Source organism: Mesorhizobium sp. ESP6-5 (assembly GCF_020164695.1).
Lineage (GTDB): Bacteria > Pseudomonadota > Alphaproteobacteria > Rhizobiales > Rhizobiaceae > Mesorhizobium > Mesorhizobium australicum.
The window spans coordinates 211,613-225,880 of record NZ_JAIUGR010000005.1 but is presented as its reverse complement, the minus strand read 5'-3'; the positions used below and the strand labels follow the sequence as shown (position 1 = coordinate 225,880).

The 14,268-nt window shown below is 63.1% G+C and carries 14 protein-coding genes; 5 read left to right on the top strand and 9 right to left on the bottom strand.

The features are described from left to right. Positions 1 to 104 precede the first annotated feature (104 nt). The gene (locus tag LB524_RS10370; RefSeq protein WP_140618532.1) at positions 105 to 1,070 is read left to right on the top strand and encodes a DMT family transporter; all 966 of its coding nucleotides are present in this window, start codon (positions 105 to 107) and stop codon (positions 1,068 to 1,070) included. Here LB524_RS10370 and LB524_RS10365 read toward each other — a convergent pair whose 3' ends face one another. From LB524_RS10365 to LB524_RS10355, 3 genes are all read right to left on the bottom strand, one after another. Further along, complete coding sequence (locus LB524_RS10365) at positions 1,071 to 1,874, bottom strand: helix-turn-helix domain-containing protein (protein ID WP_015318612.1); 804 nt, start codon at positions 1,872 to 1,874, stop codon at positions 1,071 to 1,073. Between the two features lie 53 nt (positions 1,875 to 1,927). Next, positions 1,928 to 2,797 carry a uracil-DNA glycosylase family protein gene (locus tag LB524_RS10360; RefSeq protein ID WP_224525812.1) on the bottom strand — a complete coding sequence of 290 codons (870 nt, stop codon included), beginning with the start codon at positions 2,795 to 2,797 and terminating at the stop codon, positions 1,928 to 1,930. Positions 2,798 to 2,887: 90 nt separating this feature from the next. Next, complete coding sequence (locus LB524_RS10355; RefSeq protein WP_224525811.1) at positions 2,888 to 3,532, bottom strand: hypothetical protein; 645 nt, start codon at positions 3,530 to 3,532, stop codon at positions 2,888 to 2,890. A 220-nt stretch (positions 3,533 to 3,752) separates the two neighbouring features. Here LB524_RS10355 and LB524_RS10350 point away from each other — a divergent pair, with 220 nt between their 5' ends. Next, positions 3,753 to 5,432, top strand: coding sequence for an electron transfer flavoprotein-ubiquinone oxidoreductase (locus LB524_RS10350; protein WP_224525809.1), 1,680 nt, complete (start codon positions 3,753 to 3,755; stop codon positions 5,430 to 5,432). Between the two features lie 138 nt (positions 5,433 to 5,570). Beyond that, a complete protein-coding gene (locus LB524_RS10345) occupies positions 5,571 to 6,167 on the top strand; it encodes a DUF922 domain-containing Zn-dependent protease (protein ID WP_140663123.1) in 597 nt (198 codons plus the stop codon). A 64-nt stretch (positions 6,168 to 6,231) separates the two neighbouring features. On the opposite strand, the gene LB524_RS10340 is transcribed toward LB524_RS10345, so the two are convergent. The 5 genes from LB524_RS10340 to LB524_RS10320 form a co-directional block, all read right to left on the bottom strand. After that, the gene (locus LB524_RS10340) at positions 6,232 to 7,242 is read right to left on the bottom strand and encodes an endonuclease/exonuclease/phosphatase family protein (RefSeq protein ID WP_224526105.1); all 1,011 of its coding nucleotides are present in this window, start codon (positions 7,240 to 7,242) and stop codon (positions 6,232 to 6,234) included. Between the two features lie 146 nt (positions 7,243 to 7,388). Then, positions 7,389 to 8,849 carry an AMP nucleosidase gene (locus LB524_RS10335; RefSeq protein ID WP_224525807.1) on the bottom strand — a complete coding sequence of 487 codons (1,461 nt, stop codon included), beginning with the start codon at positions 8,847 to 8,849 and terminating at the stop codon, positions 7,389 to 7,391. Between the two features lie 117 nt (positions 8,850 to 8,966). Continuing rightward, positions 8,967 to 9,161: a hypothetical protein gene (locus LB524_RS10330; RefSeq protein WP_140788148.1), complete on the bottom strand. Its 195-nt coding sequence runs from the start codon at positions 9,159 to 9,161 to the stop codon at positions 8,967 to 8,969. Positions 9,162 to 9,201: 40 nt separating this feature from the next. Continuing rightward, positions 9,202 to 9,357, bottom strand: coding sequence for a hypothetical protein (locus LB524_RS10325; protein WP_181166393.1), 156 nt, complete (start codon positions 9,355 to 9,357; stop codon positions 9,202 to 9,204). Between the two features lie 208 nt (positions 9,358 to 9,565). Then, a complete protein-coding gene (locus LB524_RS10320; RefSeq protein ID WP_140618524.1) occupies positions 9,566 to 9,907 on the bottom strand; it encodes a DUF2147 domain-containing protein in 342 nt (113 codons plus the stop codon). A gap of 439 nt (positions 9,908 to 10,346) precedes the next feature. On the opposite strand from LB524_RS10320, the gene LB524_RS10315 reads away from it, so the two are divergent. Next, on the top strand, positions 10,347 to 10,613 hold the full coding sequence (locus LB524_RS10315) for a sel1 repeat family protein (protein WP_010915070.1): 267 nt from the start codon (positions 10,347 to 10,349) through the stop codon (positions 10,611 to 10,613). A 423-nt stretch (positions 10,614 to 11,036) separates the two neighbouring features. After that, positions 11,037 to 12,158 (top strand): branched-chain amino acid ABC transporter substrate-binding protein, encoded by a 1,122-nt coding sequence (locus tag LB524_RS10310; RefSeq protein ID WP_140718108.1) that lies wholly within the window; start codon positions 11,037 to 11,039, stop codon positions 12,156 to 12,158. Positions 12,159 to 12,239: 81 nt separating this feature from the next. On the opposite strand, the gene LB524_RS10305 is transcribed toward LB524_RS10310, so the two are convergent. Beyond that, positions 12,240 to 14,225, bottom strand: a complete 1,986-nt coding sequence (locus tag LB524_RS10305; protein WP_224525805.1) for an acetyl/propionyl/methylcrotonyl-CoA carboxylase subunit alpha — start codon at positions 14,223 to 14,225, stop codon at positions 12,240 to 12,242. Between the last annotated feature and the right edge of the window lie 43 nt (positions 14,226 to 14,268).

Below are 14,268 nucleotides of genomic sequence, written 5' to 3'. Positions count from 1 at the left end.
AAATTCGGGATGGGCGCTTTCGTTCGGCGCGCCGACAATTTCCCGTTCTGCCATTTCGAGAACCGTAGCGTGCCCTCGACCGCGGGCAGAGACGCATTGCCAAAGTGACATCAGGAGCGGGGGCGCAACCAGAGACGACGGGCGGCCACGGCACCCTGAGAGGCATCGTGCTGAAGATCGTCTCCGTGGCGGTATTTGTCGGCATGCAAACCTGTATCAAGGCGGCGGGCGATGTGCCTGCCGGGCAGATCGTCTTCTTCCGTTCCTTCTTCGCCATCTTCCCGATCATTGTCTTCCTGACGTTGAAGGGACATCTGGCCACGGCATTCGTCACGAAACGTCCCTTCAACCACGTCGCGCGTGGCGTCGTCGGCGTCGGTGCCATGGGGCTCGGCTTTTTCGCGCTCACCAGGCTGCCTCTTCCCGAGGCGATCACCCTGAACTATGCACAGCCGCTGCTGGTCGTGGTGTTCTCCTCGGTCTTCCTTGGCGAGACGATCCGCGTCTATCGCTGGAGCGCTGTCGCGATCGGCCTCATTGGCGTGCTCGTCATTTCCTGGCCGGAACTGACGCTGCTCAATTCGGATGAAGGTCTCGACGACCAGGAGGTCCTGGGCGTCATGGCCGCGCTGGCGGCCGCGGCAATCTCCGCTGTCGCCATGCTGTTGGTGCGCAATCTCGTGCAGACGGAGAAGACGGCGACCATCGTGCTATGGTTCTCGTCGACGGCGAGCGTGCTCTCGCTGTTGACGCTGCCCTTCGGCTGGCAGTCGCTGACGCCAATACAAGCCACGTTGCTCATCCTCGCCGGCTTTTGTGGCGGGCTCGGCCAGATTTTGATGACCGCGGCCTACCGTCATGCCGAAGCCTCGGTCGTGGCGCCTTTCGAATACACCTCGATGATCCTGGGCGTCGTCGTCGGCTACTTCGTTTTCGGCGACGTGACCTCGCCCGGCACGCTGGTCGGTGGCGTGATCGTGGTCGCCGCCGGCATCTTCATCATCTGGCGCGAACGGCAGCTGGGTCTGGAGCGGACGCGCACCCGCAAAGCTGCGCTGCCGCAAGGGTGATCAGGACCGTTCCTTCGCCAAGCGTACCAGCATCGCCCGTGTCTGCTCATCGGCCGGGAAAAAGGATTCGATCGCCAGTTCCGAAAGGGTGACATCCAGTGGCGTGCCAAACACGGTGATGGTGCTGATGAAGGAAAGCACCGTGTCGCCATGGGCAAGCCGCAGCGGATGCACGATCGCATTCGGCTCGACTGGCGCCGGCCGGCTGCTCTGCAGGCCAGAGGGGTAGCCGCGAAGCTCTTGCTCCAATGCCACCAGCACCGGGTCACCGGCGGCATCGTTCTGATGTTTCAGCCGTTCGAGCAGGTGGGTGCGCCATTCCTGGAGGTTCACGATCCGTGGCGCGACACCACCTGGGTGCAGGCTGAGCCGCAGCACATTGACGGGTGGCTGGAGCAGAGAGGGCTCGGAAACATCGGCCAGGAATGGCCCGATCGCCGTGTTCGCCGCAACCAGGTTCCAGTGCCGGTCCACCGCCAATGCCGGAAACGGCTCATGCCCCTTGAGCACCATCTCGACCGCCGCCATTGCCGGTGCCAGCGTCGTATCGGTGAGCGGCCGTTCGCTGAAGCTCGGCGCGAAGCCCGCGGCCAGCAGCAATTGATTGCGCTGCCGCAGCGGGATCGCAAGCTGCTCGGCCAGATGCAGCACCATGTCGCGCGAGGGCGCGGCACGCCCGCTTTCGACGAAGGAGAGATGCCGTTGCGAGATTTCGGCCTCCATGGCGAGGTCGAGCTGGCTCATGCGACGTCGCGTGCGCCATTCGCGGATCAGGCTACCGGCGGAGGTTTGGGGCGTTGTCATGCAGGACGACTAGGCTGACGCTGAATGTATTTCAATTACCTGCAAGGTCATCGCTAGCTCACTTCCCGCAGCTTCGCCTTCACTTCGAGGAAATCCCGCCATGCGAGCTTCTTGTGCGCGGGCGTGCGCAAGAGATAGGCCGGGTGCAGCGTCGGCATGGCCGGAATGGCAATGCCGGAACCCGTTGTGTGCACGCGCCAGTTGCCGCGCAGCCGCAGGATTCCTTCCGAGGTGTTGAGCAAGGTCTTGGCCGACGGGCCGCCGAGATTGATCAGCACCTTGGGATTGACCAGCTCGATCTGACGCTCGATGAACGGCCGGCAGATCTCGGTTTCGTGAGGCGTCGGCGTGCGGTTGCCGGGTGGGCGCCAGGGAATGACATTGGCGATGTAGACCAAGCTACGGTCGAGGCCGATCGCCGCCAGCATTCGGTCGAGCAGGCGGCCCGAGCGGCCGACGAAGGGCAGTCCTTCAATGTCCTCGTCACGGCCGGGGGCTTCACCGACCAGCATGACTGCGGCTTGCGGGTTGCCGTCGGCGAAAACGAGATTCTTGGCGGTGGCCTTGAGATTGCAGCCCTCGAAAGCGGCCATGTGCTGGCGTAATTCGTCCAGCGACATTGCCGCGGTCGCCAGCTGGCGCGCCAGCGCCGCCTGCGCTTCGTCGGGCACGGCCGACGTCGGCGGGCGCGGGGCCGGAGCATCCGGCACGGAGCGCCCATCGAGGCGCGGTGGACCCGCGGCCGGCTCCGGTACCTTGCTTTCGCGTGGCGCCGCCGCCGGCGTGCGCTCCGCCGGCTTCGGCACGGCCTCCGCGAACCGATTGACCGGCGCATCCTCCAACGCCTCGTCAACACCCGCGCTGGCATAGAAGGCGAGCAGATCGGCCAAATCGACCGGATTGTTGGGAGAGGCGGCAGTCATGGCCGCACCATCGTCCGGGCGGGATCAATTTGCAACCTCGGCGAAGTCGGTCGCGGCAGCCAATCCCGCTTGCCAAGGCGAGGTCGCGGTCTAGCCAGTGGGTATGCGTGGATCCTGAACCAAATAGAAGGTCCATCGCGGCGTGTAGTCGGTCATCAGGAATTCGAAGCTGGCGGTCTTCAGCGGGTCCACCTTGCCGTTTTTGAACAGCAGCCGGTCATAGGGCTCGAAATCGCGGTCGAAATCGGCGAAATTGCTCGACCAGATATTGTCGGGCGTCTTGTTGCGCTGGTCGAACGAAAGCCCGTCTCCGAACACGCTTGGCTGGTCCAGTATTTCCTGAAGCTCGAACTGGAACTCGATCCAAGCCTGGCCGCTGTTGTTGAGCGCGTCGATGCGCATATACATGATGCCATTGGCGAACTCGCCTGCTCTGCCGAATGCCTGGATCGGCTTTGTGGTGCGGATGGTCAGCGTCACGGGTGTCGCAGAATTCAGCTCTTCGGTGATGACCAGCGGATCGTCCTTGGTTCCGATGCCGGAGGCTCCGGTGATGCGGAAACCGCCAAGCTCGTCGGAGAACGAGTACGCGCCTGTCGCCCAGACCTTCACTTCATCCGCGACGGCATGACCCGGGCTCGACGCCAGAAGGGCCAAAATAAGCGCCCGGCAGGCCCGGCCGGGCGTTGATGGAAAGCGCGTCGAAGAGAAGCCGCCTGGCCCGGGAATGCGCATGGCGGGAAGTATGGCCGATAAGCAAGCCGTCGAACAATAAAAAACGCAAGCCTCGCGGGCCGCGCCGCGTGGAAATGGCCTCTCTGCCGCGCAAAGCGCGACTTTTTGGCCAAATCGGCATTGTCACGTATGCGCCGGTTTCCTGTCGCCAATTGATGCGCTATGCAGCGCAGGAGCCAGCAAGATACGCCAACGGCGGCAAGCCAGTGCGGAGGGGTTGATGAGCGATATCGAACGCGAAAGCATGGAATTCGACGTGGTCATCGTCGGTGCCGGACCGGCCGGCCTTGCCGCGGCCATCCGCCTCAAGCAGGTCAATCCCGAGCTCTCCGTCGTCGTGCTGGAAAAGGGCGGCGAAGTCGGCGCCCACATCCTGTCGGGGGCCGTCGTCGATCCGATCGGCATCGACCGGTTGCTGCCTGGCTGGCGCGAGGAGGATGGTCATCCCTTCAAGACGCCGGTCACTGCGGACCATTTCCTGGTGCTCGGCCCCGCCGGTTCGTTCCGCCTGCCCAACATCTTCATGCCGCCGCTGATGAACAACCACGGCAACTATATCGTCTCGCTCGGCAACGTCTGCCGCTGGCTGGCTGGCAAGGCCGAGGCGCTCGGCGTCGAGATCTACCCAGGCTTTGCCGCGGCCGGCCTGCTCTACAATGAAGAAGGTGCCGTCACCGGCGTCGTCACCGGAGACATGGGCGTCGAGAAGGACGGCACGCATGGTCCAGGCTTCGCGCCGGGCATGGCGTTGATGGGCAAATATGTGCTGATCGGCGAAGGCGCGCGCGGTTCGCTGGCCAAGCAGTTGATCGCTAGATATAAACTCTCCGATGGCCGCGAGCCCGGCAAATACGGCATCGGCCTCAAGGAACTCTGGCAGGTCAAGCCGGAGAACCATCGGCCGGGTCTGGTGCAGCATTCCTTCGGCTGGCCGCTGGACATGAAGACTGGCGGCGGTTCGTTCCTCTATCATCTGGAGGACAACCAGGTGGCGGTCGGCTTCGTCCTCCACCTCAATTACAAGAATCCCTATCTGTCGCCTTTCGAGGAATTCCAGCGCTTCAAGACCCATCCGGCGATCGCGGGCACGTTCGACGGCGCCAAGCGCCTGGGCTACGGCGCGCGCGCCATAACCGAGGGCGGCTGGCAGTCGGTGCCGAAATTGTCGTTCCCGGGCGGTGCGCTGATGGGGTGCGCGGCGGGCTTCGTCAACGTGCCGCGCATCAAGGGCTCCCACAATGCGGTGCTGTCGGGGATGCTGGCGGCCGAGCATGTCGCCGAGGCGATCGGCGCCGGCCGTACCAACGACGAGCTTTCCGCCTATGAGGATGCCTGGCGGGCGACCGACATCGGCAAGGACCTGAAGAAGGTGCGCAACGTCAAGCCGCTGTGGTCGCGCTTCGGCACCATTATGGGCGTCAGCCTCGGCGGCCTCGACATGTGGCTGAACACGCTGTTCGGCGTCTCGCCCTTCGGCACGCTGAAGCACGGCAAGGCCGACTATGCCACGCTCGAGCCTGCCGCCCAGCACAAGAAGATCGTCTATCCGAAGCCGGATGGCGTGCTGACCTTCGACCGTCTGTCCTCGGTGTTCCTGTCCAACACCAATCACGAGGAAAACGAGCCGGTCCATCTGCTGGTCGGCGACATGGACCTGCAGAAACGCTCGGAACATGATGTCTTTGCCGGACCTTCCACACGCTATTGCCCGGCCGGCGTCTACGAATGGGTCGACAAGGACGGCAACGCCGCCGCCGATCCGCAGGCTAAGGATGTGCGCTTCGTCATCAACGCGCAGAACTGCGTCCACTGCAAGACCTGCGACATCAAGGACCCGAACCAGAACATCGACTGGGTGCCCCCGCAAGGCGGTGAAGGACCGGTCTACCAGGGCATGTGACCCCTGCGCCGCCGGGCCGTCCAGGGCGCGGCAGCAAAATTGCAGCGGAGTTCTGGCTGCGAGAGCATGCAGCGTAGCAGAACCGTTGAAACTATCACCGGCTTATGGTTCCCTTCTCCGGGGACAAGGAGAAGGCCGATGCGCCGGACAGTTCTGACATGCCTCGCCGTCATCGGGACACTGTGCGCGCCTCAGGCCTTGGCCGGCACCAGGGCAATCGTCCAGACGCGGACCTACGACATCACGGGAAACTCGGGTACGGCCTTCATCGATGCGATGGACAGCAAGGGGCCCAAGCACGGCTTCATGACGCATGCCATAGCCACAACCGCCTATACGGTCGACTGGGATCTCGGCGGAGGCCAGGACAACGGCGTCTGCCGGCTGCGGCGGGTCAACGGCACGCTCAATCTGTTCTACACCTTCCCTCGCGTCGGCTCGCCCATGGCGCCGACGTTGAAGAGGCGTTGGAACAGGTTTTTCGCCGGTGTTCGCGCCCATGAGGAAACACATGGGCGCATCGCCAGAGAGATGATGCGCGTGACAGAAAGGTCGATAACTGGCCTGCGGGTCGCCAACGACCCGTCATGCGACAAGGCGCGCCGCGAGGCTCGGCTTCGCATCAAGGCCGTTTATGCAGAATATGAGGCGAGGCAAAACGCCTTCGATCGGCGTGAGCATCGCGATGGCGGCCATGTCGAACATCTGATCGCTGCCTTGATCGGGAAACCTTGAACGAGCAATCCGTTCGCCATCTCAAACGCTTCGCCGCGGCGCGGGTGCTCCATTCGTTGATGCGTCAGCCCTGCGGCTCAGCAGGCAAATCGTGCGCCGCGAGCGCAGTGGCGTGCCCATCCTCAGGCTGCTTCTCATCGGACCGGACCAAGAATTCGACCAGCAGCGGCAGGTGGTCGGAGCCGGTATCTTCCAGCCGCCTCGAAGACAGGATCGTCACGCCGCCTTTGCTGAACACCTGATCGATCGGCAGGCCTGCATAGCGGCGCAGGAAGTCGGGCAGCGTCCGGTGGATCCACGTCGGGCCGGCGGAAGGCATGAGTGTCAGCCCGCCGAGAGCCGCGACCCGCCGCACTGCGGCACTCCACGGCACGGCGTTGCAATCGCCCGCCATGATCGCGGTCTCGCCGAGCGCGGCCAGTGGCTGCGCCAGTTCGCCGATCTGCCAGTATTGCTCCTTCGGCCAGGGCCAGCTCAAATGAATCGCGGCGACATCGACATCGGTGCCGCCGAAGTCGACCGTGGCGATAGCCATCGCGCCGCGCGGCTCGCAGCGCGGCGCGGCGTCGGCGGCAAAGGGCCGGCGCGACAGCAGCGCCACGCCGAACATGCCGTTTGGGTAGGGGCAGAGGATTCGGTAGGGGTAGGCGCTGGCGATGTAGCCAAGCTCGGTCGTCCACATCTGCGACACCTCGTCGAGCGTGATCACGTCCGGATTGGTGCGGCCGATCAGTGAGAGCACTTTCTTAGGTGTTGGGTTGTTGAAGCGCAGATTCATCTGCAGCAGGCTGTAGACGATCTGGCCGGTCGGCTTGGCGGCCGCCTGTTGTGGCCACCATTTGGGCAGCGCACCCGTCGTTGTGGCCAGGCAGGAAATGGCGAAAAGCAGCCCACCCGCCGCTTGCAGCCGAAACGAGCTGGCGAGCAGCGGCAGCGCCAGAAGTGCCATCAGCACGCTGAGATGAATGCGGAAATGCGAGAAGGAATCGAACGCCGGGTGCAGCGTGCCGAAAAATCCGGCCAACAAAGCGGCCGACAATGCCGTCATCGCCAGGAATGCCAGCCCAGCCGTCATGTTCAAGCGCGCGCCTGTTGCCATTGAGGTCGTGTCTGCGAGGTTGTATCCGCTGAATGCCGCGTGTCGGTCCGTTGGATTTGCTTATCGGCCAAATTGCGGCCTGAGCAAGACGACGAATTGCCTCGCCGAGGCTTCGCGGTCGCCTACTGGAATGCCGTTTCCGAAAAGCTCCGGAGCTTGCGCGAATGCAGCCGCTCCATCGGCATCTCCGCCAGCTTCTCCATCGCCCTGATACCGATAGTCAGGTGCTGCGCCACCTGCCGCTTATAGAATTCGGTCGCCATCCCTGGCAACTTCAACTCGCCATGCAGCGGCTTGTCGGAAACGCACAGCAGCGTGCCGTAAGGGACGCGGAAGCGGAAGCCGTTGGCGGCGATCGTCGCCGATTCCATATCGAGTGCGATGGCGCGCGACTGGGACAGCCGCTGCACCGGTCCGCGCTGGTCGCGCAGTTCCCAGTTGCGGTTGTCGATGGTGGCGACGGTGCCGGTGCGCATGATGCGCTTCAAATCATAGCCCGATAGGCCGGTGACCTCGGCGACGGCTTCCTGCAGCGCGACCTGGATCTCGGCCAGCGGCGGGATCGGCACCCAGACCGGAAGATCGTCGTCCAGCACATGGTCTTCGCGCACATAGGCATGCGCGAGCACATAGTCGCCGAGCGCCTGGGTGTTGCGCAGCCCGGCGCAGTGACCAAGCATCACCCAGGCATGTGGCCGAAGCACCGCGACATGGTCGGTGATGGTCTTGGCATTGGAAGGACCCACGCCGATATTGACCATGGTGATGCCGCCATGGTTCGGCTTCTTCAGATGGTAGGCCGGCATCTGCGGCAGGCGCTGTGGCGCTACGCCTTCGCTGGGCGCGCTCTGCCCGGCCCGGGTGATAACGTTGCCAGGTTCGACAAATTCCGTGTAGCCGTCACCGCCCTTTTCCATCAGGTCGCGGGCGCGGGCGACGAACTCGTCGATATAGAACTGATAGTTGGTGAACAGCACGAAGTTCTGGAAATGCTGCGGGCTGGTTGCGGTGTAGTGCGTCATGCGGTGCAGCGAATAATCGATGCGCTGCGCCGTGAACGGCGCTAGTGGCCGGGGCTCGCCGAAGGCCACTTCGAACGTGCCATTGGCGATCTGATCGTCGGTGCCGTCGAGATCCGGCACGTCGAACAGGTCGCGGATCGGCCGCTTGATGCGTTCGGCATCGGCGCCGTCCACATAGGTGCCTTCCAGAAAAGCGAAATGCAGCGGAATCGGCGTGGTCGATTCCGAGACGGTTACCGACACGCCGTGATTGCGCATGATCAGCCGAAGCTGCTCGATGAGGTAGGTTTCGAACAGGTCCGGCTGGGTAACCGTGGTGGCGAAATGCCCTGGTGTTGGCATGTGGCCATAGGCCTGGCGCGAGTCGACCTGGGTGAACGAACTCGTGGTGACGCCGATCTCGGGGTAGAAGGCCCGATAGCGCTTGCTGCTGTCGCCGCCGGCGGCTAGGGCCGCGAAGGAATCGCGCAGAAACTTGGTATTGCGGTCGTAGAGCACCTGCAGCGCGGCAACGGCCTTTTCGGCGTTATCGAAGCTTTGCCGGCCAAAGGGCTCGGGCATGACGACAGATTCGATGGCTTGGGGATAGATTCGCTTTTCCATGGCTCAATATAGAGACTTGGACGGGCGGTTGGGAGGGGGCTCGCCGCCGAAGGCGCTCAAAGGGCCCTTTTTTCTTCAACCCCGCTGCAGGCTGACCAGTAGTACGAACCCGACGCCTGACTTTCTGAGCGCCGGCGCCTCGATCGTCGAGCCGCTATCGGCGCGCATCATCGGCACCGCCAGGACCGGAGCGGCCAGCAGCATCAGGATGAGCGCCGCCCGCGGCAGGAGCCGGAGGGTCTTGGAGAGGTTGGCGGCGATGCGGTTCATGATCTCTGGGCTTTTCTTTTCGAGGTCCGGGTTCTCTGCTTCAGTGACGAAAATCGGTCGGGCAGGCGAGATGGCACATTCTGGTGGCGCCGTCCCAGGAGCGCGGGGAACGGCCCGCTTCGGCGACAAGGATGGCGAAGAACATTCCAAACAGGCTCATCAGCAGGCAGACGATGGTGAAGCGGCGAGCAAGCATTGGGTCCGTGTCTCCTTCAACACGCATGAGAATGCCCTGACGCCTCTGAACCGGCTCTGATGCCGGCGTTCATCTGCCGTTCAAATTGATTGAAGGGATGTTGACTGGGTTGCGGCAACCAGAATGCCGACCGAGCGCTGCCTGCTCATCGACAGAACGAAAACGGGGCCCGCCAGGCCCCGTTTAGAGATCACACGGAAATGGTCGCTTAGAGTTTGTGCCAGGTCTGGCTCTTGCAGATCAGTCCGCCGAGCACGCAACCGCTCATCTTGAGCGAGGCGCCCGACAAGGTTGCCTTGCCCGAATAGGTCTTGTCATTTGCCGGATCGGTGATGTTGCCGGTGTATTTGTTGTCGCCGGCCGCCTTGAGCGAGCCGATGGTCTTGCCGGCATATTTGCCTGATTTGAGCGTGATGGAGAACGAGCTGCTGCCTGAAATGGCAGCGGTGTCGCCGGCTTGCGTTTTCCAGTTGCCCTCGATCGGATCGGCCCACGCCGCGCCGCTCAGGATCAAAGTGGCCGCCAGGGCCAGGCTCACTTTTCGAGACATGTCTTCCTCCCTTTGGATAGCCGGCCGAATGCTCCGCCTCGCCGGTCTGCCGCTTACGCAAACGTAAGCTAATCCAGCTTCCGTCAAAACGAAAGCGGTGCCGCGACGGAAGGCTTTGGCATTTCGAAAGCGCCTGAATTCGCCCTGTCGGCCCGGAAATGAAAACGACCAGCGCCTCGTGTTTGCTTTCTAGGGTTAGCAGAGTGTTGACCGCGCGCTCGAAAATTTTCGTCAAATTTGGCGAAAACCAGCTGAATTGCTGGCTTCGTATCCTTAACGAATTTTCGCGTTTACCTCTTGTTTTAGCTTTGTTTTCCTCAAATTAAGCACGCCATTTAACGACGGATTCAAGCCTGCGCGGCATTCTCGAAAGCATCGAAAGAGCGGCCCGGTCAAGACGAACGGAGGCAGCTCTCGGGAGCCAGACAGGGGACTAAAAATGGCACGTTTTGAAATGCTTGAAGCAGGCTTCGGCGCCATGGGGGCAACTGCCCAGGCCGACATTCTTTTCGAATTGGGCATGATGTATGCGACCGGCCGCGATTGCGAAACCGACGTCGTTGCCGCCCACAAATGGTTCAACATCGCCGCCATCAAGGGATCGGCCCGCGCCGCCGAGTTGCGCTCGGAACTCTCGGCGGCCATGTCGAAGGTCGAGATCGCCAAGGCGCTGCGCGAAGCCCGCGAATGGATGACCATGCACTGAGTTCCGCCAGACGGGGACGCTCCGGCCAAGACCGCAGAAAGACGGTCGGGCCAACAGGGAAAAGGCTGCGCAGACAGCCAGGCCACGGCCATCGACAACGAGAATGCGGCACGCCGACAGGTCCAAGCCGCGCGACGGACCATGATCCCGAAGATTCCGGTTTTCGGAAGGATCATGGCCAACATGAAGACAGGGAAGGTTGGGTTCACAGCGCGGGGGCGCCGGGGAAACAGCCTGACAGGCAAAAAAAGCCACGACCGGCCGGAACAAGGCTGGCGTGGCTTTTTGCGTGGATGAGGCCCCACAGGCCCAATCGAGTGGCGCCAATGCGCCTAGACAGGTCCGATGAAGGATGAAATTGTCCCGCCTCTCTGGAAGAAGCGCGGCCGGGCGGCCGCGCGTGAGTGGAGGAGTTCTATTGTCATGAAAAAAATGAGTGTTTTGAGCGCGGCCATTTTCGGCCTGATGATGAGCGCGCCGGTCGCGTTCGCCGATGACATCACCATCTCGGTGGTCGGCCCGATGACCGGACAGCTCGCCACCATCGGCGATCAGTTCAAGCAAGGCGCACAGGCCGCCGCCGATGCCATCAACGCGGCTGGCGGCGTCAACGGTTCCCAGATCAAGCTCGACATCGAGGACGACCAGTGCGATCCCAAGCAGGCGGTGTCGGTCGCCAATCGCATCGTCGCCAACAGCGTCAAGTTCATCGACGGGCATGCCTGCTCGGGTTCCAGCATTCCGGCCTCGGCGGTCTATGCCGAAGCCGGCGCGCTGATGATGAGCCCGGCTTCCTCGAACCCGGTGCTGACCGATGCGGCCGCCAAGGCCGGCTGGTCGACAATCATGCGTCTTTACACGCGTGACGACGCACAGGGCGCTTTCATCGGCCCGTGGATCGCCAAGAAATACGCCGGCAAGAACGTCGTCATCCTGCACGACAAGAGCGCTTACGGCCAGGGCGTGGCTGATGCCGTCAAGGCGACCATGAATACCGGTGGCCTCAAGGAGGTCTATTATGACGCCATCAACCCCGGCGAGAAGGACTATTCGGCGCTTGTCACCAAGCTGAAGGATCTCAAGGCTGATGTCGTCTATTTCGGCGGCTACCACCCCGAGGCGGGCCTGATCCTGCGTCAGTCGGCCGAACAGAATTTCAAGTTCCAGCTGATCATGCCGGACTCGATCGCGTCGCCGGAATTCTGGCAGGTTGCCGGCCCGGCCGGCGAGGGCACGATGTTCGTGTTCCCGTCGGATCCGCAGGCAAAGCCGGAAGCCAAGGCAGCCGTCGAGAAGATCAAGGCCGGCGGCTTCGTGCCGGAAGGCTTCACGCTGTTCTCCTATGCCGTGGTCCAGGCATTCGCCGAAGGCATCAAGCGTGCTGGCAGCGATGATCCGGCCAAGGTTGCCGAGGCGCTGAAGAATGGCACGGCGATCAGCACCGTTGTCGGCGACGTCACCTTCGACGAGAAGGGCGACCTCAAGAATGCCAGCTACGACATCAACCAGTGGCATGACGGCAAGTACGCGCCGATCGCGCAGTAATCGCCCTGGCAGTCGGGTACTCCAAGGGAATGGCCGGGTTCGTCCTGGCCATTTCCGTTTGCGGTCCGCGGTGCGCTCCTTCTATCCGCCGGCGGCCGCGGTGGACGCGTTCTGGTCCTCGGCGAACCGCACCAGCACCGCGCCGTCGGTGACCTGTGCGCCTTCCCCGGCGATCTCGGCGATCACCCCGTCATGCGGGGCGGCGATGGTGTGCTCCATCTTCATCGCCTCGAGGATAAGCAGAGGTTGCCCTTTGATCACAGCGTCGCCTTTCGCCACGCGCACAAGCTTGACCAGGCCCGGCATCGGCGCGCGCAGGCTGCCGGTGGCGACGGCCGCTTCATCGCTCCTGGCCAAGGGGTCCGGCACCGCGAAAGTATAGCCGACGGCGCCTTCGAACACCGTGATGTGGCCAGGCCAGCGGGCGAGGCGGGGAACGGCGCGAATATCATGCGAACTGGTGCTGTCATAAGGCGCATCGAGCGCCACCTGGAAGCGCCCGTCCGATCGCACTGAAATCTTTGCCTGAATGGCTTCGTCGCCGAACGTCAGCCGCATGCGCCGCGCCACGCCGTGGAAATGCGCATAGCCGGCGAGTGATGACCATGGGTCGTTCGACGACGGCAATGCTCCGGCGCCCGAGGCCGCCAGGGCGGCAGCCGCGATGATTCCGCCGGTCGGCGGCGCGACCGCCGTCAACGCCTCCTGGTGTCTGCCGATCAGGCCGGTATCGATGTCTTCAGCCGCAAAATCCGGATCGGCGGCAAGAGCGGCAAGAAAAGCGGTGTTGACGGTGGAGCCGGCAATCTCGATTTGCGCGAGCGCGGTGCGGAGCGCTTCCAGCGCCTGCCGTCTGTCTCCGGCATGAACGACCAGCTTCGCGATCATCGGGTCGTAGTAGGGCGAGATGGCATCGCCAGCCCGCACGCCGGTCTCGATGCGCATCGCGGCGCCTTCGGGGACAACGTCCGGAAATCTAAGGTGGTGCAGCGTGCCTGTCGCCGGCAGAAACCCCTTGGCCGCATCCTCGGCATAGATGCGCGCCTCGAAAGCATGGCCGCAAAGCGTGATCTCGCTCTGTGTCTTCGGCAGTTTTTCGCCGCTGGCGACCCGTAACTGCCATTCGACGAGATCGGTGCCGGTGACCATCTCGGTGACCGGATGCTCTACCTGCAGCCGGGTGTTCATTTCCATGAACCAGAAGCGATCGGCCTCGAGGCCTTGCGAGGCGTCGACGATGAATTCGATGGTGCCGGCGCCGGAGTAGTTGATTGCCTTGGCGGCTTTTACCGCCGCCTCGGTCATTGCCTTGCGCAAAGCCGGCGTCATGCCGGGGGCGGGGGCCTCCTCGATTACCTTCTGATGGCGGCGTTGCGCCGAACAGTCGCGCTCGTAGAGATGCACCGCATTGCCGAAATTGTCGCCGAACACCTGCACTTCGATATGGCGCGGCTTGTCGACATATTTCTCGACCAGCACGCGGTCGTCGCCGAAAGCGGCCTTTGCTTCGCGCCGGGCGCTGGAGAGTGCCTCGGAAAAGTCATCGGGATGCTCGACGCGGCGCATGCCCTTGCCGCCGCCGCCAGCGCGCGCCTTGATCAGCACGGGATAGCCGATCTCGCGGGCCTTTGACGCAAGCAGCACGATTTCCTGTGCCTCGCCATGATAGCCCGGAACGACCGGAACGCCGGCTTTTTCCATCAGCCGCTTGGCGGCGTCCTTCAGCCCCATGGCGCGGATCGAGGTCGCCGACGGGCCGATGAAAATGAGGCCGGCCGCCACCACCTGGTCGACGAAATCGGGGTTTTCCGACAGGAAGCCGTAACCGGGATGGATGGCCTGCGCACCCGTGGCCAGGGCCGCGGCGACAATCCTGTCACCGCGCAGATAGCTCTCGCCGACGGGCGAAGGACCGATATGGACCGCCTCGTCGGCCATCTCGACATGCAGGGATCTCGCGTCGGCATCCGAATAGACGGCGACAGTGTGCACGCCCAGCTTGCGAGCCGTGCGGATGACGCGGCAAGCGATCTCGCCCCGATTGGCGATCAGGATTTTGCTGAACATGGAGCCTCCCGGGTCAGTATCGGGCGGCGCCATTTTGGTAGGC

Excerpts from the sequence above, each read along its gene's own strand:
- LB524_RS10340 (WP_224526105.1), bottom strand. The coding sequence starts at position 7,242 with ATGACGGCTGGGCTGGCATTCCTGGCGATGACGGCATTGTCGGCCGCT.
- LB524_RS10310 (WP_140718108.1), top strand. The coding sequence starts at position 11,037 with ATGAAAAAAATGAGTGTTTTGAGCGCGGCCATTTTCGGCCTGATGATG.
- LB524_RS10330 (WP_140788148.1), bottom strand. The coding sequence starts at position 9,161 with ATGAACCGCATCGCCGCCAACCTCTCCAAGACCCTCCGGCTCCTGCCG.
- LB524_RS10345 (WP_140663123.1), top strand. The coding sequence starts at position 5,571 with ATGCGCCGGACAGTTCTGACATGCCTCGCCGTCATCGGGACACTGTGC.
- LB524_RS10360 (WP_224525812.1), bottom strand. The coding sequence starts at position 2,797 with ATGACTGCCGCCTCTCCCAACAATCCGGTCGATTTGGCCGATCTGCTC.
- LB524_RS10325 (WP_181166393.1), bottom strand. The coding sequence starts at position 9,357 with ATGCTTGCTCGCCGCTTCACCATCGTCTGCCTGCTGATGAGCCTGTTT.
- LB524_RS10305 (WP_224525805.1), bottom strand. The coding sequence starts at position 14,225 with ATGTTCAGCAAAATCCTGATCGCCAATCGGGGCGAGATCGCTTGCCGC.
- LB524_RS10315 (WP_010915070.1), top strand. The coding sequence starts at position 10,347 with ATGGCACGTTTTGAAATGCTTGAAGCAGGCTTCGGCGCCATGGGGGCA.
- LB524_RS10320 (WP_140618524.1), bottom strand. The coding sequence starts at position 9,907 with ATGTCTCGAAAAGTGAGCCTGGCCCTGGCGGCCACTTTGATCCTGAGC.
- LB524_RS10350 (WP_224525809.1), top strand. The coding sequence starts at position 3,753 with ATGAGCGATATCGAACGCGAAAGCATGGAATTCGACGTGGTCATCGTC.
- LB524_RS10355 (WP_224525811.1), bottom strand. The coding sequence starts at position 3,532 with ATGCGCATTCCCGGGCCAGGCGGCTTCTCTTCGACGCGCTTTCCATCA.
- LB524_RS10335 (WP_224525807.1), bottom strand. The coding sequence starts at position 8,849 with ATGCCCGAGCCCTTTGGCCGGCAAAGCTTCGATAACGCCGAAAAGGCC.
- LB524_RS10365 (WP_015318612.1), bottom strand. The coding sequence starts at position 1,874 with ATGACAACGCCCCAAACCTCCGCCGGTAGCCTGATCCGCGAATGGCGC.